We start from the raw sequence: 24,259 nt of genomic DNA, 5'->3' as shown, positions 1-24,259 counted from the left end.
GGCGCAGGGAGAGCCGGCGAAGCCGAGGCCGGGCGGCGGTGCGCCGCTCACGTGCGCGAGGATCACCAGATGATCTTCCGCGACACGGCAGCGCTGCGACGCATCACCGCGACTGTCGCGATGACTCTCGTACTTGGCGGCTGCACTCGTGACCATCAGGGCCAGTCCGGAGACCCGAGCCGGCCTCCCCCCGGGTCGAGGGCGGAAGCAGGCCCAACCGCCAGCACCGAGCCGCCGGCCGAGTGCCCGACGAGCGGCGTGCGGATCCGGTCCACCGGCGGGGACGCCGCGATGGGCCTGCGCGCCCTCGGTCTTGAGCTGGTCAACTGCGGCGACCGCCCCTACCAGCTCAACGGTTACCCGATCCTGCACGTGTTCGACGAACAGCGCGAGCCGATCATGTTGCGCGTCGTCAACGGCGCCGGGGAGATCACCTCGGGCTTCGACCAGCCGGCCCGGCCGGTCGATCTCGCCCCCGCCGAGCGGGCCACGGCCGTGGTGCTCTGGCGCAACCTGGTCACCGACTCGACAGTTGTGGCCACCAACGGCGAGTTCCTGACCGTGGCGCCCGCCGCTGGGCAGCCTGCCGAAGAGGTCGACCCGGACGGGCCGATCGACCTGGGCAACACCGGTCGGATCGGTGTCAGCGCCTGGAAGAAGGCCGACCCGGCCACGCCGGTGCCGACGCGTCCGGCCCGGCCGCCGGCGCCGAGCGCGGTGCCGTCGTCGGTGAGCCCACCCGACAGCCGGCTGTGAGCCGACCCGGCTACGACGTGATGTCCTTGCGGGTGAAACGCCAGAACGCCAGCCCCCAGAACAGCGTCGCATAGCTGATCGCCGAGACGCAGCCTCGTACCACGTCGTCAGTTTGCACCGGGGTCGACAGCAGCCCCAGCCAGGCGGTGCTGAAGTGGGTGGGCAGGAAGTCGCGTACCGCGCCCAGGGCGGTGATCTGGTCCAGGATGCTGGACAGGATCCAGAGCAGTACCGCGCCACCCACCGCGCCCAACGCGGCGTCCGTGGTCACCGACAGCAGGAACGCCAGCCCGGCCACCACCAGGAGTACGACGGCCAGGTAGCCGAGCACCGCCAGCAACCGGAGCAGCCCCTCGGTGGGTTCCAGCTCGGCGGCGACGGTGCTGCGCAGCGGCGACCAGCCGTACCGCAGGGTCCCGACCAACAACGCGGTGCCGGCCAACAACAGCAGGGCCAGCCCCGAGTACGCGAGCGCGACCACCAGCTTCACCGCCAGCAACCGAGCCCGGGGCACCGGGATCGCCAACAGGTAGCGCAGGCTGCCCCAGCTCGCCTCGCTGGCCACCGTGTCCCCGCAGAAGAGCGCGACGACGACCACCAGCAGGAACGACGCCGACACGAAGATGGAGAACAGGGTGAAGTTGAGGCCGCCGGAGGTGGCCAACTCGACCAGGCTGGAGAACTCGTTGCGGCCGTTGTCGTCGTCGCCCGAGTCGAACTGGAACGCGATCAGGATGATCAGCGGCAGCAGCACCATGAAGCCGAGCGCCAACTGGGTCCGCCGCCGGGACGCCTGCCGCCGGAACTCCGCCGCGAAGGGCAGGGTGGCCGACGGCCGGTAACCGCGGGCCTCGCCCGCTTCGGACACCACCATCACCGGTCACCGCTTCCCCGAGAGTTCTCGCCCACCAGGGCGAGGAACGCGTCCTCCAGGCGGCGCCGGGGCACCACCCGGTCCACCCCGATGCCGGCGCGCACCAGCTCGGCCACCACCTCGCTGCGGGCCGTGCCGTTGGTGTCGACGACCAACTGCCCGTCGCTCTCCGGGAGCACCCGGACGCCGTGCAACCGGTCCAGCACCGCCCGTGCCGCCTCCGGGTCGGTGACGTCGAACAGCACGCTCGGCGACTCGCCCACGATCTCCTCCACCGGCCCGGACGCCACGATCCGCCCCTTGTTCACCACCACCGCGTGGGTGCAGGTCTGCTCCACCTCGGCCAGCAGGTGACTGGAGACCAGCACCGCCCGCCCGTCGGTGGCATAGCGCTGGAGCACCCGGCGCATCTCGGCGATCTGCGGTGGGTCGAGCCCGTCGGTGGGTTCGTCCAGCACCAGCAGCTCGGGGAGGCCGAGCATGGCCTGGGCGATGGCCAGGCGCTGCCGCATGCCGTGGCTGTAGTTCTTGATCCTCCGGTGCACCGAGTCACCCAGGCCGGCGATCTCCAGCGCCGCGTCGAACTGCGCGTCGTCCCACGGCCGCCCGGTGGCTCGCCAGTACGCCTTGAGGTTCTCCAGGCCGGAGAGGTGCGGCAGGAACCCGGGCCCCTCCACCAGCGCGCCGATCCTCGACAGCACCGGCGATCCGGGCACCAACCGGCGACCGAAGACGTAGATCTCCCCGGCGGTCGGCTGGGTCAGCCCCATCAGCACCCGCAGGGTGGTGGTCTTACCGGCGCCGTTGGGCCCGAGCAGACCCACCACCTGACCCGGGTGCACCTCGAAGTCCACGTTCGACACGGCGACGAAGCCGTCCGCGTACTCCTTGCGTAGTGAGCGCACGGCCAGCGGCGTGTCCGCGTACTCCGGATGCACGGAGCGGTCCTGGCGGCGGTGTCGGCGGCGGACCACGGCGACGACCACGACGAGCCCGACCGCGACGGCGACGAGCAGGCCGGCGAGCACCCAGCGCCAGAGGGTCGCGGCGGTCGGGATCGGCTCGCCGCTGACCGTGGGCACGGTGACCGCGCCGTCCGCCGCCACCGTGTAGACGGTCGGTTGCGCGGGGGTGGTGTACGCCTGGTCGGAGGTGGCCACCACGAGGCGCAGCCGGTGGCCCGCCTCCACCCGTCGGACGATCGCGGGCAGCGTCACGGTGACCGGCCGGGCGTCCTGCACCCGCTGCGGCAGGCCGGTGAGCCGGATCGGGGCGACCAACCCGTTGGGCAGGGTGGCCGCGCCGTCCGGGTCGACGTCGTAGAGCTTGACGAAGAGCACCGCCTCGCCGGTCGGCGACGCGGCCCGCACGGTGACGGTGGGTGCCCCGGCCACGTCGACCGCCTCGGTCAGCGGTGCCGACTCGAACCGGGCGTGCTGACCCGGCACGTCTCCGGCCACGCCGTCCAGCAGCGAGGCGAGACCACCGGCGAACGGGATCGAGGAGATGGCGGCCGGGTTGCCGTCGGGCGGGTTCGCGACCGGCTGGGCCGGACCGGCGACCTGGATCTCCCGGCGTTCGTCGCCGGCCAGGCCGGGGTAGTCGGCGCGACGGAAGGCGGTGGCGACGAGCCCTCGGTCGAGCGCGTCGAACCCGGCGATCCGGGACCAGGTGAAGTCGTCGCCGGGCGCGTCGCCCTCGCCCTTGACGTAGTGGTCGAGCCACTGGACCGTCAGGAACTTCACCCGGTCCTCGTCAGAGCGGGGTCCAGTGCCACCGTCGTGTCCGCCGGTGAACCAGGCGACGCGCACCGGGGTGCCGTTGGCGGCGATGCCGCGTGCGTTAGCGTCCGCCTCGCCGAGCGGGAAGAGCGTGTCCGCCTCGCCCTGCACCAGCAGGGTGGGCGCCTTGATCCGGTCCAGTACGCCGGCCGGGCTGGATCGGCGCAGCAGGTCCACGGCGGCCTGGTCGGCTCGACCGGTGGTGGCGATCCGCAGGTACGCGGCGCACACGTCGGCGGCGAAGCGACCGCAGGACGGGTCGGCGGCACCGGTCGGGGCGCCGGCGGGCCCGTTGCCCGGGCCCGCGCCGGGCTCGGGGCTGGGCGGTCCGGCCGACGCGGGTGCGCCCTGCGGAGCGGCGGCGGTCGCACCGGAGAGCCCGGCCGGCCCGGAGCCCACGCTGCCCCCACCACCGAAGAAGAGACCGGCCCAGCCCTTCTTGAACACGCCCTCGGTCGGCGCTCCGCCGGTGCTCTCCGGCAGGAAGGCCCTCGACAGGTCGTTCCACGTGATCATCGGGACGATCGCGTCGACCCGGCTGTCCTGGGCGGCCAGGAGCAGGGCCAACCCACCGCCGTACGAGCCGCCGACCACACCGACCTGGGGGTCACCGGCGGCGTTGGTGCGTACCTCCGGCCGGGCCGCCAACCAGTCCAGCAGCCGCTGGGCGTCGCGCACCTCGTAGTCCGGGTTGTCCAGATGGATCTGACCACCGCTGCGGCCGAAGCCCCGCGCGGTCCAGGTGAGCACCGCGTAGCCGCGCCCGGCGAACTCCTCCGCGTCGAAGCGGACCGACTCCTTCGTGCCGCCGAACCCGTGTGCCAACAGCACCGCCGGCACCTTCCGCCCGGACGACGCGTCGTCCGGCAGGTAGAAGGTCGTGTCCAGGTCGACCGGCTGGTCACCGGCCGGTCCGGAGCGGACGGTGAGCATCGCGTTCTCGGTGCGTACGTCCGGTCCCTGCGGCCACACCGCCCAGGTCACGGCGGCGGCCAGGAGCACGACGACCGCCGCCGCGGCGATCGCGCGACGGCGGGTGGGCAGGGCACGCCGGAACCACGCGGCCGGCGACGGCGATGTCATGCGGCACACGGTACGGCCCACAGCCTGAGCGTTGGCTGAGATCCGCCGTACGTCCGTCCGGTTGCCCCGATCGGTGGCGACCGGCGGTGCGAGCGCGCATCGTCCGACGCGACCCAGTGAGTTGACTTCGGATTCCGTGAATTCCGATCTTTTCGCGGATATCCATCTCGATCCCTCCATGTCACACCCATCGACGCGACGGAGCGTGCCCGGGACGCGGACAAATGGTGACATCGCTCGAAGTGACGCGAACCTGACTCGCCGACCGAGGTCGGACGAGTGGGGGGGTCGATTAGTTTTCCGGTCCGGTGCACGGGACTGTTCGGCTACCCGCGACCGCGCCAATCCGCGCCCACGCCGGAGGAGACAACACATGACAGTCCCCGCGCCGCGGGCCCGCCGACGGCCGTCCACCATGGGCCGTCTGCTGCCGCTGCTGCTCATCGGGGCACTACTCGCGCCGGTGGGTCTGCTGGTCACCTCCGCCTGGCGGCAGACCAGCGACGACCGTACCCTGGCCGCCCGCGAACGGCTCGGCGTGCAGTACCTCGCCGCTCTGGCCGGAGTCACCGACGCCCTGGTGGAGGCCGAGTCCGCAGCGGTCAACGGTCGCCCGGTCGCGCGGGAGGCGTTGGACCGGGCGGTCGAGGAGGCCGCCGCGGTGGACGCCCGCATCGGCGTCGAACTGCTCAGCCAGGAGCGCTGGGCCGGCGTACGGGCCAAGCTGGAGGCGCTGCGTGGACGCGGCACCGCCGACCCGGAGGCCGCCTACACGGCGTACGGCGAGGTCTCCGACCTTCTGCTGGCCCTGCACCGCAAGGTCCGGGAGAGTTCCGGGCTGGTCCGCGACCCCGTCGCCGACTCCTTCTTCCTTCAGGACAGCGCCGGCCAGGAGCTGCCCGAGGCGGTGGTGGCCGCCGGTCGGCTCGCCGACCTGGGTGCACTGGTCGCCCGCCGCCCCGCCGCCGAGCAACCGCGTGGCCTGATGGAGCTGAGCGGCCTGCGGGTGGCCGCGCTGGCCCCCGCCGGCGACCTCGTCGACAACCTCCGCGCCGCGGTGGACGGCTCGGAGAGCACCGACCTCGGCGCCAACGTGCTGACCCCGCTCGACACCTACCAACGCTCGGTGGAGGCGCTGGCCGCGTACTCGATCCCGGCGAAGGACACCGGTGTCGTGGACCAGGCCCAGTTGGCCGCGGCCGGGCTCAACACGCACCGCGCGGCGCGGCAACTCCAGCCGGTCATCCTCGCCGAACTCGACGCCCTGTTGGTCGAGCGCATCGACGAACTGGACCGGGATCGCTGGTTGATCACCGGGGCGGGGGTCGTGGCCGTGCTGATGCTGGGCTGGCTCGCCGCACTGCTGGTCAACGCCGCCGCCCGGGCCCGACGCCGGGCCGCCCGGGCCGCGAGCCACACCGACAGCCCGGACAGCGCGGTACGCGCCGATCCGTGGCAACCGCCGGTCGGCGAGCCGCGCGGGCTGCAACCCGCAGGCGCCGTCCGGGAACCGGAGACCGCGCAGTGGGGGGCGTTCGATGCTGCTCGGTAGGCTCCGCATCCGCGGCAAGCTCGCCCTGCTCGTGGTGATCCCGCTGCTCAGCATGGTCGGACTCGCCGTGCCGGTCATGCTCGACCGGGTGGCCGCGGCCCAGCGGGCCGGTGACACCGCCGAGCGGGTACGACTCGCCAGCCGGGTCGGCAGCCTGGTCCAGGACCTCCAGCAGGAACGCATCCTCTCGGTCGGTTACCTGCTCGGCCGGGTGGAGCGAAGTGAGCTGGTCCGCAAGTCCGCCGACGTGGACGACCGGGTGGCCGACCTGCGGGCCGCTCAGAGCGACGCGTTGACCGACCAGGTCGACCGGGCCCTCGACCGCGTGTCCGGCCTCGTCGACCTGCGGACGGCCGTGCTGGCCCGGACGGCAAACCCGGGTCAGGTGATGGACACCTTCGGCCCGGTCAACAAGGGAATCATCGAGTCGTTGCGGCTGCCGTTCAGCGTGGACACCAACACGTTGCCGGGTCGGCAGGTGCTCGCCCTCGACGGGTTGCTCCGCGCCGACGAGGGCCTGGGCGCCTGCGCCACCCTGAGCCTGCTGGTCAAGGCGTTCGGCAACCCGGATACCACCGCCGGGTACGTGGCCTGCATCGCCGCGCTCATGGTCGACAACGCCCGCTTCCGCAGCCTGATCACGCCCGAGCAACTCACGGTGTCCCAGCTCAACGAGGCGGCCGTGGCCGCGCGTACCAGCCCCGACTTCCTGGTGACCAGCGCCCGGGATCCGGCCGGCGCGGTCCGTGACGTGCCGATGGAGGCGCTCTTCCCGGCCGTCCGCACGATGATCCGGCTCGGCCAGTTCGTCGAGAAGAAGCTGGTCGCCGACGTCCTCGCCGAGGTGACGGCCGAGCAGCGGCGGGCACTGACCGCCGCGTACCTGGTCGGTGCCGCCGCGGTGTTGATCCTGACGTTGGTGGTGCTGCTCAGTGTGGCTGTCGCGCGGACGGTGGCGCGACCGTTGACCCGCCTCACCAGCTCCGCCGACCGGGTCGCCCGGGTTGCCGAGGCCGAGCTGGTCCGGGTCACCGACGACGAGACGGAGAGCCCACAACCGGTCCGGTTGGAACCGGTGGACATCCGGGCCAACGACGAGATCGGCGACCTGGCCCGCGCCTTCGACCGGGTGCAGAACACCGCGGCCCGGCTGGTCGAGCGGCAGGTCGCCGGACGGCGCAACGTGGCGCAGATGTTCGGTCACGTCGGGCGGCGCACCCAGAACCTGGTGGGTCGGCAGATCGCGCTGATCGACCAGCTGGAGCAGCAGGAGGCCGACCCGGGTCGGCTGGAGCACCTGTACCGCCTCGACCACATCTCCAGCCGGCTGCGCCGCAACGCGGGCAGCCTGGTGGTGCTGTCCGGCGCGGCCGGGGCCGACGCGCACACCGCGCCGGTGCCGCTCGCCGACCTGGTCCGGTTGGCGCTCGGCGAGATCGAGGACTACACGCGGGTCGAGGTACGGGTGCCGGCCGGCATCTCGGCCGCGCCGGCGGTGGTCGGCGATCTCATCCTGGCGTTGGCCGAGCTGATGGAGAACGCCACGGTCTTCTCACCGCCGCACACCCGGGTGCTGGTGGCCGCCGAGACGGCCGGGCTCGGCGCGCGGATCACCGTGGTGGACCACGGCATCGGCATGAGCGAACAACGACTGGCCGAGGAGAACGCCCGGCTCACCCGCCGGGAACGGCTCGACCTGGCCCCCACCGAGGTGCTCGGTCTCTTCGTGGTGGGTCGGCTGGCTCGGCGGCACGGCTGGGAGGTGGGTCTGGCCGCCACCACCGGCGGCGGGGTGACCGCACACCTGGAGATCCCGTCGACGTCGCTGGTGCTGCGCCGCGCCGACCGGGCCGGAGCTGCCGTGGCCAGGGCCACCGTGCCGGAACGGGACCGGCGTACGGCGTCGGCGGCGGAGACCGAGCAGGACGCCCGGTCCCGCACGGCGGCCATCGCCGCGCCGGCTCGATTCGACTCGGATCTGCTCACCCGAGCCACCCGCAGCCTGGAGGCCGGCCCGTCCTGGAACGCGTTCGGCCACAGCCGGCCCGAGCAGGCCGCACCCCCCGCACCTCCGGCACCGGAACCGTCGGCGACCCCGACCGGGCGGGTTCGGCAGCGGGTGCCCGGGGCCAGCCTCGGGACGTCCACCGCACCGACCCGGCCGGTGGACGCCACCGGGGCGGACCCCGCCGCGGCCCGCGCGTTGGTCGAGGCGTTCCAGGCCGGTGTACGGCGAGCCGAGGCGACCGGTGTCCGGTCGAACGTGGTCGACCCGGGCGAGACGGTCGATCTGCCGAGCACACCGGGAGGCGCGGGCCCCACGGTGAGCAACGGTGGCCCGTCGGACGGCACGCCCGGCCGTCCCCGGCTGAGCCGACGGGTGCCGGGGGCGAACCTCACCGCCGTCCCGGCCTGCCAGCCACCCAGTACACACCTCGGTGACCCGGCCGAGGTCCGGAACCTCATCAGCGAGTTCGAGGCGGGCGTTGCCCGCGCTCTGCGCGAAGTCAGCCCAGACCACCGGAACGAAGAAGGATCATCACGGTGACCAGCCCCTTCCTGCACGACAACGTCGAGCACCAGAGCCAGCCCGCCGCCAGTGGGGACCTCAGCCCGGAGGCCCGTACGTTCAACTGGCTGCTTGATTCCTTCACCTCCAGCACCGCCGGGGTCCTGGAGGCGATCGCGGTCTCCTCGGACGGCCTGCTGATGGCCATGTCGGCGATCAAGGACCGGTCCAACGCGGAACGCCTGGCGGCTGTCGTGTCCGGGATGACCAGCCTGGCCGGTGGGGCAGCCAGCTGGTACGCGCTCGGCGGCCTGAACCGGGTGATCGTCGACATGGCCGACGGCTACCTGCTGATCAGCGCGATCAGCAGCGGTTCCGTGCTCGGGGTGGTCGCCGACCGGTCGGCGAACCTGGGCACCGTCGCGTACGAGATGACGCTCTTCGCCGGGCGGGCCGGCGGTGCCCTGACCCCGCGGTTGATCGTCGAGTTGAAGAACGCCGTCCAGCAGTGACCCCCGAGGTCGCCGGCGAGGATGCGGACCCCGACCCGCGGGTCCGGATCCGCCCGTACCTGCGCACGCCGCCCTCCGCTGTGGACGGCGCGGCGACACCGGCGCTGCCCGAGCCGGAGGTGGGCGAGAGTGGGCCGGCAGGTCCGCGTCCGTTCGTGCTCACCTCCGGGCGGGTGGCGGGTGCCGACCCGGCGATCGGGCTGGAGACCCAGGTGACGGTCCGTACGGACAGCGGCTGGTGGGCCGGTGCGCCGGACGCCGTGACGACACCGGAGCTGCAGGCGATCATCGCGCTGTGCGCCGAGCCGATCTCGGTGGCCGAGATCTCGGCCCGGACCCGGCTGCACTTCGGTGTGACGCGGGTCCTGGTCGGTGACCTGCGGGCGGCCGGGCACCTGGACGTACACGTCACGGACACCGACGACGCCCTCGACCCCAACCTCATCCTGCGAGTGATTGATGGACTCCGTGCGATCTCCTGAATGGCCGGTCGCCCCGCTCGGCGGGGCCTCCGCGAACAGCGCAGCCGCCCGTTACGGCACGTCGCCGGGTACCGGGCCGATAGTCGGGCGGGCCGGTCCGCCGCCGACCGCGCCACCGCCGCCGTACCAGCCCTCGTCCGCCGCGCCGCCGACCCCGTCGGTCGGCAAGCCGGCCGCACCGCCGATCCCGGTCAAGATCCTTGTCGCCGGGGGCTTCGGGGTGGGCAAGACCACCACAGTGGGCGCGATCTCCGAGATCGCACCGCTGACCACCGAGGCGGAGATGACCAGCGCCGGGATCGGGGTGGACGACCCGGGTGCCCGGTTGACCAAGACGACCACCACGGTGGCGATGGATTTCGGTTGTGTGACCATCGACCGCAGTCTCAAGCTCTACCTGTTCGGCACGCCGGGGCAGTCCCGGTTCGGTTTCATGTGGGACGACCTCTCCCGGGGGGCGCTCGGCGCGCTGGTGGTGGTGGACAGCTCCCGGCTGGACGACTGCTTCCCGGCGATCGACTTCTTCGAGCGGGCCGGGCTGCCGTTCGTCGTCGGGGTCAACGCCTTCGACGGGCGGTTGGCCCTGGAACTCGGCGAGATCCGCTGGGCGCTGGCCATCGGCGACCAGGTGCCCCTGGTGCAGTTCGACGCCCGGGACCGGCTCTCGGTGCGGGACGCCCTGCTGGTCGTCCTGGACCGGGCGCTGGACCGGGCCACGCGGGACCGGAGGGCCTGAGCCGACCGGCTCCGGCCGTGGCGGGAAGGGAGTGATGTGGTGAGGGGTGACCTCGACGAGACGTTGGCCCGACTGGCCCGGCGCGAGGAGGCGCAGCGCCGACGGGTCAACGACCAGGACGACACCACACCGCCGTCGGGTCAGCCGGTCCTCGGGCGCGGCAACGCCCGATCCGGCCGGCACGATCCCCGCCACGCGGGGGCGGATCCCTCGGGCGACACCACCGGGTGGGGGCCGGTCGAGGAGGTGGCCGAGGCGGTACGCCAGGTCGTCGGCGCCCATCCGGGCCTGGCGGTGACCGTGCACGTGGAACACGACGGGCGGACGTACCCGATGCGGGTGTCCTGGGACGGGCCGGACGTCACTGTCGGCCCGGTGCCCCCGACGGCCCCGGTGGAACCCCCACCGACCTGGCCGCTGTCCGGCCGGACGGTGCCCGCCTGGGCTCCCGGCCCGGTCGGGTTGACCCCGGACCCGGCGGCCCGGTTGGCCGAGCTGATCCGCCGGGACCCGTCACTGTTGGACGAGTTGGATCCGCGGCGCTGACCGGCGGAGCTGGCTGACGACAGCTACGGTCGGGCGGTGGCGCAACCCGACCTGACCTTGACGGCGAGCCTACGACCGGCCGCGCTGGACGCCCGACGGGGCATCGTACGGCTGCACCCGGAGGCGATGACCGCCCTGGGCCTGCGCCCCGGTGACCCGGTCCGGCTGGCCGGTCGCCGGGAGACGGCCGGGATCGTGGCGGCTGCTGCCCCGGGCGCGAGCAGCGCCCTGCTCTACGCCGACGACCTGGTCCTGGGCAACCTGGGCCTGCGCGACGGTGGTCAGGTGCGGGTCAGCCCCGCACCGCTGACCCCGGCGGGTCGGGTCGTCCTGGCCGGGCCGGTGGGGGTGGTCGCGGCGGTCGGCCCGGAGATGCTCCGGCTCGCCCTGCTGGGCAAGGTGCTCACCGCCGGTGACGACGTGTCGCTGTTGCCGCAAGACGTGCTGCCGGACGCGTCGGTGCGTGGCCTGGTCGAGGCGGCTCGGCGCAGCCTCGCCAACACCGTCGGTTTCGCCTGGACCAGCACCCTGCTCAGGGTGGTCGCGGTCGAGCCGGCCGCCGGCGCGCTGGTCACCATGAACACGGCGGTCGCCTGGGAGCACGGCGCGACCACCCACGGGCCCGGCCCGGTCGGCGTCACGCCGCCGCAGCCACCCGGGGCGGCCGACGCGGTCGGGGTGGACGACGCCCCGGACGTGGACGAGCTGCCCGGGCTGCGGGCCCAGGCCGAGGAGCTGACCGAACTGCTCGACCTCGGCTTCCACCACCGGGAGGTGCTGGGCCGGCTGGGCACCACCATCTCGTTGGGGGTGCTGCTCGTCGGCCCGGCGGGCTCCGGGAAGTCGGCCCTGGTCCGGGCCGTCGCCGCCCGGGTCGGTGCCCGCGTCCACCCGCTCTGGGCACCGGAGGTGGCCGCGCTGGCCAACCAGGCCGCCGCCGACCGCCTGCGCGCCGCGACGACGGCGGCCCGCACCGCCGGACCGGCGGTGCTGCTGGTCAGCGACGTCGATGCGCTCGCACCGGCGGACGAGCCCGGCCCGGTCGCGACGGTGTTCCGGCAGGTGCTCGCGGAGAGCATCCGGGCCGGCGTCGCGGTCGTCTGCACCACCAGCCGACCGGAGGCGGTCGACAGTGCGCTGCGCGCCCCGGACCTGTTGTCGCTACGGATCAGCATCCCGCTCCCCGACCAGGCGCTCCGCCGCGAACAGCTCACCGTGCTCACCCGGCAGGTGCCACTGGCCGACGACGTCCGACTGGACGAGGTGGCCGCGCGTACCCCCGGGTTCGTCGCCGCGGACCTGGCCGCGCTGGTCCGGGAGGCCGGGGTACGCGCCGCGCTGCGACAGAAGTCCGCCGAGACGCCGACGGTGTCGATGACCGACTTCGCCGCCGCCCTGGAGGTGGTCCGGCCGACCACGATGGCGGCATCCACCCTGGACCTCGCCTCGGTGACCCTCGACGACGTGGGTGGTCTGGACGAGGTCAAGCAGACTCTCACCGAGTCGGTGTTGTGGCCCTTGACGTACCCGGACACGTTCGCCCGGCTCGGGGTGCAGCCGCCGCGTGGCGTGCTGCTCTACGGGCCGCCCGGGTGCGGCAAGACGTACCTGGTCACGGCCCTGGCCGGGTCGGGGCGGGCGAACGTGCTGTCGGTGAAGGGCGCCGAACTGCTCTCCAAGTGGGTCGGCGAGAGCGAGCGCGCGGTCCGGGAGTTGTTCCGCCGGGCCCGGGAGGCGGCCCCCACCCTGGTCTTCCTGGACGAGGTGGACGCGCTGGCCCCGGTACGCGGCCAGGCCACCGACGGCGGCACCACGGACCGGGTGGTCGCCGCGCTGCTCACCGAACTGGACGGGGTGGAGACGCTGCGCAACGTGGTGGTGGTCGGCGCGACGAACCGGCCGGACCTGGTCGACCCGGCGCTGCTGCGGCCGGGCCGGTTGGAGCGGCCGGTCTACGTGCCGCCGCCGGACGGGCCCGCCCGCGCGGAGATCCTGCGGGCCGCGTCCCGGCACGTGCCGCTGGCCCCGGACGTGGACGTGTCGACCCTCGGCGACGAGCTGACCGGCTTCTCCGCCGCCGACTGCGCCGCGCTGATCCGGGAGGCGGCACTGGCCGCCATGCGTGAGTCGCTCGCCGCCGCCACGGTCACCGCCGAGCACGTGGCGACCGCGCGGGCGCGGGTACGCCCGTCGCTGGACCCAGCCCAGGTGGCCTGGCTGGCCGCGTACGCCGCTGACCGACAGTGAGTGGACCGGCACAACCTTTCGTCGCATCCCAGCCGTCCGTAGAACGTCATGGTCCTCGGTGGAGTCGTCCACTCCGACGTCAGGCGGTGCTCCTTGCACAGACTCTTCTCTCTCCTCGTCGTCCCGCTGCTGGCGGCGGCGACCCTGTCCACGGTCGGCGCGGCGGCGGCGCACCCGCCGAAGCCGTTCCCGGCCCGGATCGCCCTGCCCGACGGCTTCACGCCCGAGGGGTTGACGATCGGCCACGGCACGACCGTCTACGTGGGCTCGGTCCTCGACGGCGCGGTGTGGCGGGGTGACCTCCGCACCGGACGCGGCTCGGTGCTGATCCCCGGCACACCGGGTATGCCCAAGGCGGGCCTCGAACTCGACCGGCAGGGTCGGCTCTGGACCGCCGACTTCTACACCGGCGGAGCCGGCGTGTACGACCCGCGCACCGGTGCCCGCCTGGCCCACCACCAGTTCAACGACGGGTCGAACACCCTGGTCAACGACCTGGTCATCACCGAACGGGCGGTCTACTTCACCGACTCGATCCGGCCGGTGCTGTACGTGGTGCCGCTGGCCCCCGGCGGTCGCCTGCCGGCCCACACCGCGTTCCGGGTGCTGCCGCTCACCGGTCCGGCCGCGACGCCGGACGCGTTCAACAACGGGATCGTGGCGCTGCCGAACGGCGATCTGCTCGTCGCGCAGATGCTGACCGGGCGACTGGTCCGCGTCGACCCGCGTACCGGCGGCAGCGCCCTCTTCGACCTCGGCGGCTACTCGGTGGACCGGGCCGACGGGCTGGTACTGCGGGGGCGCACCCTGCACGTGATCCGCAACCTGTCCAACGTCATCGCGGTGGTGCGGCTGAACTCCGGGTACACCGCCGGGGTGGTGCAGCGGGAGATCACCGGGCCGCAGCTCCGGTCACCGGCCACCGGTGACCTCTTCGGCTCGGCGTTGTACGTGGTCAACGGCCGCTTCGACGTCGAGTCCACGCCGAGCACCGACTACGACATCGTCCGCGTACCGGCCTGAGCGTGACGGTCGGCGGCGGCCTGCCCGGTCGCCGCCGACCTGACGACCATTCCGCCGAAACCGGTTCCAAACCTCTCGGCGAAAGGGGCCGACGCCGATCCGGAAAGGCGTGACGGGACGCCTCAGAACGGACCTCATGCGCCCTCCACCAGGGAGAACAACAGAAAAGGGGAAGCGCCTGAAGGAGCGTCAGAATGCGGGAGGCGTCGAATCCAGACTGATTTCGGCGCGCACCTTCCCAGCCTGCTCGTGCAATTTCGCGCCGCATTTTTCGAGGACGGCGACAGCGCCTACGTTGTCCGGAGTCGTCTCCGCCACGACGACTCGCATGCCCGCTCGCGCCGCGGCGTTCAACAACTCCCGCAGGGCGGCCGCGCCGATCCCCTGCCCGCGCGCCGAGCGACCGAGCCACATCCCGGTCTCCACCGTGTCGGGCTCGTCACAGCGCGTCATCCGCACCATGCCCACCACCTCGCCACCGGCGAGGATCGCGTACATCTGGGAGCGGGTCGGGCCGTCCAGCCCGCCGAAGCTCGCCCGGTGGAACTCCCGGAACGCCTCACGACGGGCGAGCGACCAGCCGGCGGGCGCCTCGACCGGCGGCATGACATCGCCGGGCTCCGCCTCGGCAGCCGCTACGGAGAGCAACGGCTCCAGGTTTCGCTCGTCCACCGGCTCCAGCCGGACCGCACCCGCCACGTGCCGCAGTCTGCCGCCCCCATCGGCCGAAGTCCACCCCAATGGCGATGCACTGGCGGTCCGGCTACCGGTCCCGGCCGGTCGGGCGGCCTGGGTGTTCCTCATCACGCTCTGTCGTCACCCGTTGGTGGTCGGCCGGTCGGCTCGAACTCGCAGAACACCACCGAGGCATCGTCGGTGGCCTTGTGCCGGCGCAGCCGATCGGGGTGGTCGCGCTCGGCGGCCCGGACCCGGTCGATCAACCCGCCCGGACCGTCCGCGCCCAGCAGGTCCAGCAGACCGGGCCAGTCGGTCAACCCGAACTGCTCCACCGCGCTGGACGCCCCGTCGCTGAGCAGAGCCGCCCGGCGTAGCGCCGTCGGGCCGTGCCGGGGCAGGGTCCCGGTCACCGCGTGGAAGGCCGCGTCGGGGTCCGCCGCCGCCACCCAGTAGCCGTGGGTGCGGTTCATCCGCTCCCGCTGGAGACTCACGGCGTGCCGGAACCGGGTGACCGGGTCCTCCGTCCCACCCGGCAGCGCGGCGACCGTCTCCCGCAACTCCGCCATCGCCGTGTCCAGCCGGTTGTCGGTCACCACGCTGACCTGACCGCCGCAGTCCAGGACCAGGGGGCTGTCGCAGAGCACCAGGTAATCGACCTGGTCACCACAGTCGCGCAGGAGGCAGACCGTACTGGACGGGGTGCCGGGATGGTCGAGGTCGCACTGCTCGCCGTGGTCGGCGCGCACGGCGAGGATGGCGGCGGCCAGGTTGCTGATCAGCCGGGCCGCCGGGCGGACCGCCTCCGCCACGCCCAGCCGGGCGGCCAGGTGCCGGACGTACCACTCCGGCCCGTGCACGCAGCCGGTGTCGAAGCCCTCCGGCACTGTCGCGCCGTCGAGGACGCCGACCAGGGGGCCGATCCGGAACACCAGGTCCTCGTTGACCGATCGGCCCGGGGCCGGCGCGGACGCGGATCGTACCCGCATCACCGGCACACCTGCCGAGGGTTGACACCCGTCACCGCCCGCTCCCTCCGTCGCCTACCGTCCAGCCACCAGCGATGCCGGATCGCCGGCCGCGTACCCCCTGGGTCGGGTGACATTCCTGGCCGGACGGCTCACTCAGGTGTCGAACGACCAGCGGAACCGTTCAGCGGCGACGGTTGCGGGCCCGTGACGAACGCAACCGGCGGAGTCGACCGATCAGCACGGGGTCGGCGGCGAGTGCGGCCGGATTGTCCAGCAGCCCGTTGAGCAGTTGGTAGTAGCGGGTCGAGGAGACCCCGAAGGTGTCCCGGACGGCCTGCTCCTTGGCCCCGGCGTGCCGCCACCACTGCTGCTCGAAGGCGAGGATGGCGCGTTCCCGCTCGGTCAACCCGGCTGCCGGGTCGACCGGCTGGACGTGCGCGGACTCGACCGGCGGCGCCGACTCGTCGGCGGTCCCGACCGGCTCGACGGGCAGCGCCGCTTCGTCGGCGGTCTCGATCGACGGAGCCGACCGGGGAGTCGGAACGGTCGCCCCGACGCCACCCGGACGAGCGTCGGCGGACGGCTCCGGGGTGGTGGCGTCGGCGGACATTCGCTCAGCCTAGCCAGCGAGGACCACCGTCGCAGCAGCCGGCGCGGCGGTGCCCGGACGCGCGAAGGCCCCCGGCGTGCGCCGAGGGCCATCGCAGGTGGATCTCAGGAGATGTCGCGGCGGCGCATCGCCCAGAGCGCCGCCCCGAGGATCACCACCAACCCGACCGAGAACAGCACTGACGACTGCTGCCAGGTGATGTCCATCGTCTCCGGCTTGCACTCGCCGTAGTAGGTCGCCTCGCAGGAGTTCCAGTTCTGCAGGGTGACCGTCTTCGTCATCCAGGCCAGCGCGTACGTGGGCAGCAGCCACGCCTCGGCGAACTTCACGCTCGCCATCGAGAGCAGGATGCCGAGGCCGAACTGGCCGACCACCATGAGCGCTACGACACCGCCCAGGGCCATCGCGGTGTGCCGCCCCAGTGAGGCCAGCGCGAAGCCGATGGTGGTGATCACCAACACCAGCGCCACGCCGCGCAACCCGGTCAGGGCGAACGACTGCCAGGCCCCTGAGGTCATCTCCTCCGTACTACCCCGGAAGGTGGCGACCGCCCAGAACCCGGCGAACCACAGCACCGCGGCGGGCAGCGTCACCGCCAGGATGCCGGTGAGCAGCGCGGCCAGCTTGGTCAGCAGTACGGTGAGCCGCTTCGGCCGCCAGAGCAGCAGGTTCATCATGCCGCCGGTGCTCCACTCGGCACCGACGAAGGACGCGCCGATCACGAACCCGACGAGCGCGAGGATCGCCGCGAACGGGACCAGCGTCTCGTCGAACGTCTTCCGGAAGTCGAAGGTCGACGGCAGGAACCACGCCGCCTCGATCTGCTCCCGGGGCGGTGGCGAGATCACCGAGCAGTCGTCGGGGTAGCGGCCGTCGTTCGGCGTGCCGGCCGTCTTGGCCTTCTCACACTCCGCGCGTTCCCGCTCGCTCCAGCGCACCTGCTCCTGGTACTGCTGGTCGGCCTGACGTTCGGCCCGGGCGAGCTGCGTGGCGTCGATCTTCTGGTTCGTGAAGAACACGCCGACCACCACCGCGGCCAGCACCACCAGGCCGAGCAGCGTCATGTACCTGGTGAAACGCCGCTTGGTGAGCCGGCGCAGCTCCGTACGATAGAGGCTCACGCGCCCCACCCTCCCCCGACGGCGCCGGGCTGACCCGTCCCGCCGACCTTCATGGACTCGTCGACCTGCCGGTGCTGGCCGGGTACCGGCGCGGTGGCGGTCAGTTCGAGGAAGACGCTCTCCAGATCGACGGCGATCGGCGCCAACTCGCTGACGTACAGGTTGTGCTCGGCGAGCAGCCGCGTCACCGCGGCGGGCTTGTCGACGCCGGCCAGCATCAGGTGGTCCGGGTGCCCGGTGACCCGGATCCCGGCCTTGGTGAGCGCCTCGGTGGCCACCGGCAGGTCGCTGACCGCCTCCAACCGGATCCGGACAGCACCCGACGAGTGCTGGGCGAGCACCTCGTCGACCGGGCCGAACGCGACCCGCCGACCCAGCGAGATGATGGTGACCGAGTCACAGATCAGTTGGATCTCGCCGAGGATGTGGCTGGACAACACCACGGTCATCCCCGACTCGGCGAGGTTGCGCATCAACGTGCGCATCTCCCGGATGCCACCCGGGTCGAGACCGTTGGCGGGCTCGTCGAGGATGAGCAGCTTCGGGTTCTTCAGCAGAGCCGAGGCCACGGCGAGCCGCTGCTTCATGCCCAGCGAGTACGTCTTGACCCGCTCGCCGGCCCGGTCGCGCAGCCCGACCAGCTCCAACACCTCGTCGACCCGGGTGGCCGGCACCTCGCCCGCCCCGGCCAGCAGGGACAGCGTGTCCCGTGCCGTGAAGTGCGGGAAGAACTGCGGGCTCTCCACGATCGCGCCGACCTGGCCGGCGACGGTGGGCAGTGCGTCGGGGACGTCGTGCCCGAGCAGCACCATCCGGCCGCCGTCGGGTCGGATCAGGCCGAGCAGGGTACGCAGCGTGGTGGTCTTGCCGGACCCGTTGGGGCCCAGGAAGCCGTGCACCTGCCCCGCGTCGACCCGCATGTCGAAGCCGTCGAGCGCGTTGCGGGTGCCGCGTCGACGACTCTTGTACGTCTTACGTAGACCTTCGATCTCCAGGACAGCTGGCAAGCTGCACCTCCCCCGATGGGTGGGCGTGACAGCCGACACCATACGCGGTATGCAGACGCACGCAATACGCGGTATGCATCGACGCGCCGAATGGACTAGTTCATCGACGGAGCGTGACCGCTCAGGCGCAGACGACCTGCACGCCGGCGGCGCGGAACGCCTCCACCACCTCCGGTGCGGCACCGGAGTCGGTCACCAGCGTCTCCACCCGCTCGACGGGGCAGATCCGGGCGAAGGCGTGGCCGCCCAACTTGGACGAGTCGGCAATGATCACCACGCGCTTGGCGCGGGCCACCATCAGGTTGTTCATCGCCGCCTCACCCTCGTGGTGGGCGGCCGCGCCGAGCTGCGGGTCGATCGCGTCCACACCGAGCAGCGCGACGTCCAGGGTGACCTCACGCAGCAGCGCCCCGCCCAGCGGACCGACGAGTTCGAACGACTTCGGACGCACCACCCCGCCGGCCACCACGACCTTCATCCGCGATCGCACCAGCAGCTCGTTGGCGATGTTCAGCGCGTTGGTGACCACGGTGAGCTGGGCACCCTCGGCGCTGGTGTTCAGGTCCGGCCGGACGGCGAGGGCCCTCGCCACCTCGGTGCTGGTGGTGCCGCCGTTCAGGCCGACCACGGTGCCCGGCGCGACCAGTGCGGCGGCGGCCGCCCCGATCCGCTGCTTCTCCGCCGAGTGCTTGGCCGTCTTGTAGCGCAGCGGCAGGTCGTACGAGACACCGTTGGCGACCGCGCCACCCCGGGTCCTCGTGATCATCTGCTGCTGGGCGAGCTGGTCGAAGTCACGCCGGATGGTGGCCTGGGAGACGTCCAGCCGCTCGGCTGCCGCCTCGACGCTGACCCGGCCGTTCTCGGTCAGCATCTCGAGCAGGGCGTTCCATCTGGCGTACCGGTCCACCGCGGAGGCCCTCCCAGCAACTGCACGGACGGTGATTGATTGCGTGCACACTAGTGCGCGAAACTAGGCGGGCGCAAAAGACTGGCCTGCGCGATCGGCTGGCTGGTTGCCACGGCCACCCGCGTTCGCGCAGAATAACGCGCGAAATGCGGGTCAAACGAGCCGTATTGCGCACCGGTCGCCCCTGCGAGGAGTTTTCCATGGCGTACGTGGACGCGGAGATCGCGAGCCAACCCGACTGCTGGCGGGAGGCGGCCGAGCTGGCCGGCGTCGTTCACGGTGACCTGCCGCGTCCGGGTGAACGAGTCGCCGTGGTCGGTTGCGGCACGTCGTGGTTCATGGCCATGGCGTACGCGGCCCGCCGCGAGCAGGCCGGGCAGGGTGAGACCGACGCGTTCCAGGCGTCCGAGTTCCCCACCGGCCGCCACTACGACCGGCTGATCGCGATCACCCGTTCCGGCTGCACCACCGAGGTGCTGGAACTGCTCGCCGCGCTGCGCGGGCGGACACCCACCACGGTCATCGTCGGCGACCCGGCCTCCCCGGCCGTCGACCTCGCCACCGCCGCGGTGACCATGCCCTTCGCCGACGAGCGATCGGTGGTGCAGACCCGCTTCGCGACCACCGCGCTGGCTCTGCTCCGGGCCCACCTCGGTGACCCGGTGACCGCGCTCGTCGCCGACGCCGAGGTGGCGGTGCGCTCCCCGCTGCCGATCGACCCGGCCACCATCGGGCAGGTCACCTTCCTCGGTCGGGGGTGGACGATCGGGCTGGCCCAGGAGGCGGCGCTGAAGTGCCGCGAAGCGGCGACGTTCTGGGCCGAGGCGTACCCGGCCATGGACTACCGGCACGGGCCGATCTCGGTCGCCGCCCCCGGTCGGCTGGTCTGGGCGTTCGGCGACCTGCCCGACGGGCTACCCGAGGACGTGGCCGCCACCGGCGCGGCCTTCGTGCACAGCCGCACCCACGGTTGGCGCACGGTGTTGGGCAGTTGGTCAGCCGGTCGTACCCCGGTCGACCCGATGGCCGACCTGATCCTGGCGCAACGCTTCGCGGTCGCGCTGGCGACCAGCCAGGGCCTCGACCCGGACGCCCCCCGGCACCTGTCCCGCGCCGTGGTGCTGGCGTGAGCGGCGACGCCGCGCCCACCGATCCGGTGGTCGTCGCACTGGACGTCGGTGGCACCGGCATGAAGTGCGCCCTGGTCCGGCCGGACGGCGTCGCGGTACGCACCGAGCGGCACCCCACCGACGCCGCACGCGGCCCGGCGGCCGTGGTCGCCACCATCCTCGACGTGGCCGAAGGGCTCGCCGACAAGGCACGCGCCGACGGCCTCACCCCGACCGCGGTCGGCATCGCCGTCCCCGGTGTGGTGGACGAGGCACGTGGAGTCGCGGTCTGGTCGGCGAACGTGGGCTTCCGGGACGTACCCCTGCGGGACCTGGCGGTGCGACGGCTCGGCCTGCCGACGGCACTGGGCCACGACGTGCGGGTGGGTGGTCTCGCCGAGGCCCGGCTCGGCGCCGGGCGCGGCACCGGGCACGTGCTGTTCGTGGCGATCGGCACCGGCATCGCCGCCGCGCACGTCGTGGATGGTCACGCCGCTGTCGGCGCGCACGGCGCCGCCGGGGAGATCGGCCACATCCTGGTCCGGCCGGACGGGCCGCGCTGCGGCTGCGGCCGACCCGGCTGCCTGGAGGCGGTCGCCTCGGCCGCAGCGGTCGGACGCCGTTACGCGGAGCTGGCCGGCGAGGCTGCCGACGGTCCGGTGTCCGCCGCCGAGGTGGCCGAGCGGGCCGCAGCCGGCGAACCGCTCGCCGGTCAGGTCTGGCGGGAGACTGTCGAGGCCCTCGCCGACGGTCTGGCCAGCGGGCAGGCGCTGTTCGACGTGGCGACGATCGTGCTCGGCGGTGGCCTCGCCCAGGCCGGGGATCGGCTGCTGACCCCGCTGCGGGCGGCGCTGCACGAGCGGATGACCTTCCACCGGGAGCCGCGGCTGGTCGCGGCAGCCCTCGGCGACGAGGCCGGTTGCCTCGGTGCCGCCCTGCTCGCAATGGACGCCGTGCGCGGCCACGACCACCAGGAGAAGCGATGACCGTACGGGTGAACGGCCGCGTGGTGACCCCGACCGGTGTCATCCGACAGGGATGCGTCGAGTGGGACGGGGATCGGATCACCGCGGTCGCCGAGTACCCGTCGGTCCGGGACGGGCACTGGATCCTGCCGGGCTTCGTGGACATGCACACGCATGGCGGTGGCGGGCACACCTTCACCACCGGCGATGCCGCCGAGGCGCGGGCGGCGGCCGACTTCCACCTCGCGCACGGTACGACCACAGTGCTGGCGAGCCTGGTCAGCGCCCCCTTCGAGTTGATGCGCTCGTCGACCGAGGCGTTCGCCCCGCTGGTGGAGGAGGGCGTGCTGGCGGGTGTCCACTTCGAAGGGCCGTACCTCTCCGCGGCGCGGTGCGGCGCGCAGAACCCGGAGTACCTCCGCGACCCGTCGACCGACGAGCTGACCGAGCTGATCAAGCTGGGTCGGGGCGCGGTCCGGATGGTCACCCTCGCTCCGGAACGCGAGGGCGCGTTGGAGGCGATCAGGCTGCTCACCTCGCAGCGGGTGGTGGCGGCGGTCGGCCACACCGACGCCACGTACGAGCAGACCCAGGCCGCCGTCGCCGCCGGTGCCAGCGTCGGCACCCACCTGTTCAACGGCATGCGGCCGGTGCACCACCGCGAGCCGGGCCCGGTGGTGGCCCTGCTCGACGCGCCCACCGTGATCTGTGAGCTGATCGCCGACGGGGTACACCTGCACGACGGCATGCTGACCTACGTCGCCGCGACCGCCGGTCCGGACCGGGCCGCGCTGATCACCGACGCGATGGCCGCCGCCGGCATGGCCGACGGGGAGTACGAGCTGGGCGGTCAGGCCGTCACCGTGGCCGACGGGGTGGCCCGGCTCGCCCGCGACGGCGCGATCGCCGGAAGCACCCTGACCATGGACGCCGCGCTGCGGCACGCCGTGAATGCCGGAATCCCGATCGCCGACGCGGCACGGATGGTGGCCACCACCCCGGCCCGGGCCATCGGCCTGGGCGACCGGGTCGGCGCCCTCCAGGTCGGCCTCCGCGCGGACCTGGTGGTGCTGGACGACGACCTCAACGTGGTACGGGTGCTGCGCGCGGGCTCCTGGGTGGAGTGACACCCGGGCAGACCAGCGGGCGAACCATGCCCGTCCCACGCGTGAGGGCAGCTCGGCAGGTCCATCTGGGATGCCTTTGGAGCTGAATCGTTTACGACATCAGTGACGTCACCGGCCTGCTCGGCCACCGCGACGAATCAGTGAAAGCTCCTCGGCGACCCAGGAGCGCGGCCCGGTCGAGGCGACCAGCCCAGCCCTACCGACCAGGGCTGAATCGTTTACGACATCAGCTCCAAAGGCAGCGGGCAGGTAGTCCGGTAGCCGAGCCGACCGTTCGAGCCGGCCGGAGCCACCAGACCCCGGACAACCAAGGCCCGGACAACCAAGGCCCCGACAACCAAGGCCCCGACAACCAAGGCCCCGACAACCAAGGCCCCGGACAGACCAACCGGGGTCTCAGCTCAGGCCGGCGACTTCCACGCCGAGGACGGCCTGCTCGTCGGGGCGGTGCACCAGCACGTCGGTCAGGTACGACTGGACGGCGTGGCGCATTCCGACGTCCCGGCCGGCCTGCTCGGAGAGCAGCCACTTGTGCTCGATGATCTGCGCGAACAGCTCCTGCGGCTCCAACTTGCGACGCAGGTGCGCCGGAACGGCCCGGACCACCGGCTCGAAGACCTCGGTGAGCCAGCGGTGCGCGGCCTGCTGCTCGTCGATCAGGTCGCTCTCCGCCCGGTAGGCGTCCAGGTCGTTGAGCAGCTTGCGCGCCTGGTTCTCCTCGGCGTCCAGGCCGGTCAGCCGCAGCAGCCGCCGGGTGTGGTAGCCGGCGTCCACCACCTTCGGCCGGACCAGGAAACGCCCGTCCTCGCCGCCCGACATGGCCACCTCGGCCACGTCGAAGCCCAGCTCGTTGAGGCGGCGGATCCGCCCCTCGATGTCGTGCCGCGCCTCCCGCTCGATCGCCTGCTCGTAGGTGATCTCGTGCCACAGGCGCTCGTAGCGCTGCACGACCTCCTCGCAGACCACCTCCGGGTCGATGGACTCGTGCAGCAGGCCGGCGGCCTGGAGGTCCAACGCCTCGCCGAAGATGTTCACCCGGGCGATCTCCAGGTCCTCGCCGCGCTGACCGTTGGAGAGCGAGTTGTGCAACGCACCGGTCTCCGCGTCGACCAGGTAGGCGGCGAACGCGCCCGCGTCCCGGCGGAACAGCGTGTTGGACAGCGAGCAGTCGCCCCAGAAGAAGCCGGTCAGGTGCATCCGCACGATCAGGGCGGCGAGCGCGTCGAGCAGCCGGCTCATCGTCTCCGGTCGCAACGTGTGCGAGAAGAGCGCACGGTACGGCAGCGAGAACTGCAGGTGCCGGGTGATCAGCACCGATTCGAGGTGCTCCCCGTCCTCGGTCTGCCGGTCCGCGACGACCGCCACCGCCTCGACCGAGGGGAAGTCGATCCGCTCCAGGGCCCGGAGCAGGTCGTACTCCCGCTCGGCGATCCGCTCCCGGGTCTCCTTGAAGGCGTAGACGTAGTCACCGAGCCGGACGAACCGGACGATGTGTCGGGAGATGCCCTGTGGCAGGGCCACCAGATGTTGGGCAGGCCACTCCTCCAGCGGAGTCGACCAGGGCAGGTCGAGCAGCGCCGGGTCCACGAGGGCAGACGTGATCCGCACGGGCACAAGCATGACGCCTCGCCCCCCGCATCCGCCTCACATCGTGGTTGGGCCCACA

At 72.7% G+C, this 24,259-nt stretch carries 21 protein-coding genes; 12 read left to right on the top strand and 9 right to left on the bottom strand.

What is annotated here, in order from left to right; genetic code table 11:
* The first annotated feature begins 69 nt into the window (after positions 1-69).
* Positions 70-756 (top strand): DUF4232 domain-containing protein, encoded by a 687-nt coding sequence (locus tag O7617_RS14765; RefSeq protein ID WP_348774180.1) that lies wholly within the window; start codon positions 70-72, stop codon positions 754-756.
* A 10-nt stretch (positions 757-766) separates the two neighbouring features.
* Here the strand turns inward: O7617_RS14765 and O7617_RS14760 are convergent, their stop codons facing one another.
* Positions 767-1,630: an ABC transporter permease subunit gene (locus tag O7617_RS14760; protein ID WP_282264202.1), complete on the bottom strand. Its 864-nt coding sequence runs from the start codon at positions 1,628-1,630 to the stop codon at positions 767-769.
* Positions 1,630-4,494, bottom strand: a complete 2,865-nt coding sequence (locus tag O7617_RS14755) for an alpha/beta fold hydrolase (RefSeq protein ID WP_282264201.1) — start codon at positions 4,492-4,494, stop codon at positions 1,630-1,632. Before O7617_RS14755 ends, O7617_RS14760 begins: the two co-directional genes overlap by 1 nt.
* Positions 4,495-4,867: 373 nt before the next feature.
* Here O7617_RS14755 and O7617_RS14750 point away from each other — a divergent pair, with 373 nt between their 5' ends.
* The 8 genes from O7617_RS14750 (at position 4,868) to O7617_RS14715 (ending at position 14,101) form a co-directional block, all read left to right on the top strand.
* Positions 4,868-6,046 carry a hypothetical protein gene (locus O7617_RS14750; RefSeq protein ID WP_282264200.1) on the top strand — a complete coding sequence of 393 codons (1,179 nt, stop codon included), beginning with the start codon at positions 4,868-4,870 and terminating at the stop codon, positions 6,044-6,046.
* On the top strand, positions 6,033-8,594 hold the full coding sequence (locus O7617_RS14745) for a nitrate- and nitrite sensing domain-containing protein (protein ID WP_282264198.1): 2,562 nt from the start codon (positions 6,033-6,035) through the stop codon (positions 8,592-8,594). The genes O7617_RS14750 and O7617_RS14745 overlap by 14 nt, the downstream gene beginning before the upstream one ends.
* On the top strand, positions 8,591-9,067 hold the full coding sequence (locus O7617_RS14740; RefSeq protein WP_197699335.1) for a roadblock/LC7 domain-containing protein: 477 nt from the start codon (positions 8,591-8,593) through the stop codon (positions 9,065-9,067). Before O7617_RS14745 ends, O7617_RS14740 begins: the two co-directional genes overlap by 4 nt.
* On the top strand, positions 9,064-9,549 hold the full coding sequence (locus O7617_RS14735) for a DUF742 domain-containing protein (protein WP_282264194.1): 486 nt from the start codon (positions 9,064-9,066) through the stop codon (positions 9,547-9,549). Before O7617_RS14740 ends, O7617_RS14735 begins: the two co-directional genes overlap by 4 nt.
* Positions 9,527-10,285, top strand: a complete 759-nt coding sequence (locus O7617_RS14730) for an ATP/GTP-binding protein (RefSeq protein ID WP_282264192.1) — start codon at positions 9,527-9,529, stop codon at positions 10,283-10,285. The genes O7617_RS14735 and O7617_RS14730 overlap by 23 nt, the downstream gene beginning before the upstream one ends.
* 39 nt (positions 10,286-10,324) lie before the next feature.
* On the top strand, positions 10,325-10,831 hold the full coding sequence (locus O7617_RS14725) for a hypothetical protein (protein ID WP_282264191.1): 507 nt from the start codon (positions 10,325-10,327) through the stop codon (positions 10,829-10,831).
* 36 nt (positions 10,832-10,867) lie between these two features.
* Positions 10,868-13,078, top strand: a complete 2,211-nt coding sequence (locus tag O7617_RS14720) for an AAA family ATPase (protein ID WP_282264190.1) — start codon at positions 10,868-10,870, stop codon at positions 13,076-13,078.
* A 93-nt stretch (positions 13,079-13,171) separates the two neighbouring features.
* Positions 13,172-14,101, top strand: a complete 930-nt coding sequence (locus tag O7617_RS14715) for a superoxide dismutase (protein ID WP_282264189.1) — start codon at positions 13,172-13,174, stop codon at positions 14,099-14,101.
* 189 nt (positions 14,102-14,290) lie between these two features.
* On the opposite strand, the gene O7617_RS14710 is transcribed toward O7617_RS14715, so the two are convergent.
* The 6 genes from O7617_RS14710 to O7617_RS14685 all read right to left on the bottom strand — a co-directional run bounded on the left by O7617_RS14710 (position 14,291) and on the right by O7617_RS14685 (position 19,392).
* Positions 14,291-14,800: a GNAT family N-acetyltransferase gene (locus O7617_RS14710; RefSeq protein ID WP_282264188.1), complete on the bottom strand. Its 510-nt coding sequence runs from the start codon at positions 14,798-14,800 to the stop codon at positions 14,291-14,293.
* 104 nt (positions 14,801-14,904) lie between these two features.
* Positions 14,905-15,765 (bottom strand): hypothetical protein, encoded by an 861-nt coding sequence (locus tag O7617_RS14705; RefSeq protein ID WP_282264187.1) that lies wholly within the window; start codon positions 15,763-15,765, stop codon positions 14,905-14,907.
* Positions 15,766-15,928: 163 nt separating this feature from the next.
* Complete coding sequence (locus O7617_RS14700) at positions 15,929-16,357, bottom strand: DUF3263 domain-containing protein (RefSeq protein ID WP_282264186.1); 429 nt, start codon at positions 16,355-16,357, stop codon at positions 15,929-15,931.
* A gap of 104 nt (positions 16,358-16,461) precedes the next feature.
* Positions 16,462-17,478, bottom strand: coding sequence for an ABC transporter permease subunit (locus tag O7617_RS14695; RefSeq protein WP_282264185.1), 1,017 nt, complete (start codon positions 17,476-17,478; stop codon positions 16,462-16,464).
* On the bottom strand, positions 17,475-18,485 hold the full coding sequence (locus tag O7617_RS14690) for an ATP-binding cassette domain-containing protein (protein ID WP_282264184.1): 1,011 nt from the start codon (positions 18,483-18,485) through the stop codon (positions 17,475-17,477). Before O7617_RS14690 ends, O7617_RS14695 begins: the two co-directional genes overlap by 4 nt.
* Positions 18,486-18,606: 121 nt before the next feature.
* Positions 18,607-19,392, bottom strand: a complete 786-nt coding sequence (locus O7617_RS14685; RefSeq protein WP_282264183.1) for a DeoR/GlpR family DNA-binding transcription regulator — start codon at positions 19,390-19,392, stop codon at positions 18,607-18,609.
* 200 nt (positions 19,393-19,592) lie between these two features.
* Between O7617_RS14685 and O7617_RS14680 the strand changes: the two genes are divergently transcribed.
* Genes O7617_RS14680 through nagA form a run of 3 tightly spaced genes read left to right on the top strand, consistent with a single transcriptional unit; the run spans position 19,593 to position 22,593 of the window.
* Entirely contained in the window at positions 19,593-20,522 is a 930-nt protein-coding gene (locus O7617_RS14680; protein ID WP_282264182.1) for a sugar isomerase, read from the top strand.
* Positions 20,519-21,487: an ROK family protein gene (locus O7617_RS14675; RefSeq protein ID WP_282264181.1), complete on the top strand. Its 969-nt coding sequence runs from the start codon at positions 20,519-20,521 to the stop codon at positions 21,485-21,487. Before O7617_RS14680 ends, O7617_RS14675 begins: the two co-directional genes overlap by 4 nt.
* The gene (gene nagA / locus O7617_RS14670) at positions 21,484-22,593 is read left to right on the top strand and encodes an N-acetylglucosamine-6-phosphate deacetylase (RefSeq protein ID WP_282264180.1); all 1,110 of its coding nucleotides are present in this window, start codon (positions 21,484-21,486) and stop codon (positions 22,591-22,593) included. Before O7617_RS14675 ends, nagA begins: the two co-directional genes overlap by 4 nt.
* A 396-nt stretch (positions 22,594-22,989) precedes the next feature.
* Here the strand turns inward: nagA and O7617_RS14665 are convergent, their stop codons facing one another.
* Complete coding sequence (locus O7617_RS14665; protein ID WP_282264179.1) at positions 22,990-24,213, bottom strand: DUF4032 domain-containing protein; 1,224 nt, start codon at positions 24,211-24,213, stop codon at positions 22,990-22,992.
* Positions 24,214-24,259: the final 46 nt, after the last annotated feature.

Origin of the sequence: Micromonospora sp. WMMD1155 (assembly GCF_029581275.1) — a bacterium.
Lineage (GTDB): Bacteria > Actinomycetota > Actinomycetes > Mycobacteriales > Micromonosporaceae > Micromonospora.
This window is presented reverse-complemented; position numbering and strand designations above follow the sequence as displayed.

What these genes read in the sequence shown, in the direction of transcription:
- O7617_RS14765 (WP_348774180.1), top strand. Translation starts at nt 70, where the DNA reads ATGATCTTCCGCGACACGGCAGCGCTGCGACGCATCACCGCGACTGTC.
- O7617_RS14760 (WP_282264202.1), bottom strand. Translation starts at nt 1,630, where the DNA reads ATGGTGGTGTCCGAAGCGGGCGAGGCCCGCGGTTACCGGCCGTCGGCC.
- O7617_RS14755 (WP_282264201.1), bottom strand. Translation starts at nt 4,494, where the DNA reads ATGACATCGCCGTCGCCGGCCGCGTGGTTCCGGCGTGCCCTGCCCACC.
- O7617_RS14750 (WP_282264200.1), top strand. Translation starts at nt 4,868, where the DNA reads ATGACAGTCCCCGCGCCGCGGGCCCGCCGACGGCCGTCCACCATGGGC.
- O7617_RS14745 (WP_282264198.1), top strand. Translation starts at nt 6,033, where the DNA reads ATGCTGCTCGGTAGGCTCCGCATCCGCGGCAAGCTCGCCCTGCTCGTG.
- O7617_RS14730 (WP_282264192.1), top strand. Translation starts at nt 9,527, where the DNA reads ATGGACTCCGTGCGATCTCCTGAATGGCCGGTCGCCCCGCTCGGCGGG.
- O7617_RS14705 (WP_282264187.1), bottom strand. Translation starts at nt 15,765, where the DNA reads ATGCGGGTACGATCCGCGTCCGCGCCGGCCCCGGGCCGATCGGTCAAC.
- O7617_RS14700 (WP_282264186.1), bottom strand. Translation starts at nt 16,357, where the DNA reads ATGTCCGCCGACGCCACCACCCCGGAGCCGTCCGCCGACGCTCGTCCG.
- O7617_RS14680 (WP_282264182.1), top strand. Translation starts at nt 19,593, where the DNA reads ATGGCGTACGTGGACGCGGAGATCGCGAGCCAACCCGACTGCTGGCGG.
- nagA (WP_282264180.1), top strand. Translation starts at nt 21,484, where the DNA reads ATGACCGTACGGGTGAACGGCCGCGTGGTGACCCCGACCGGTGTCATC.
- O7617_RS14665 (WP_282264179.1), bottom strand. Translation starts at nt 24,213, where the DNA reads ATGCTTGTGCCCGTGCGGATCACGTCTGCCCTCGTGGACCCGGCGCTG.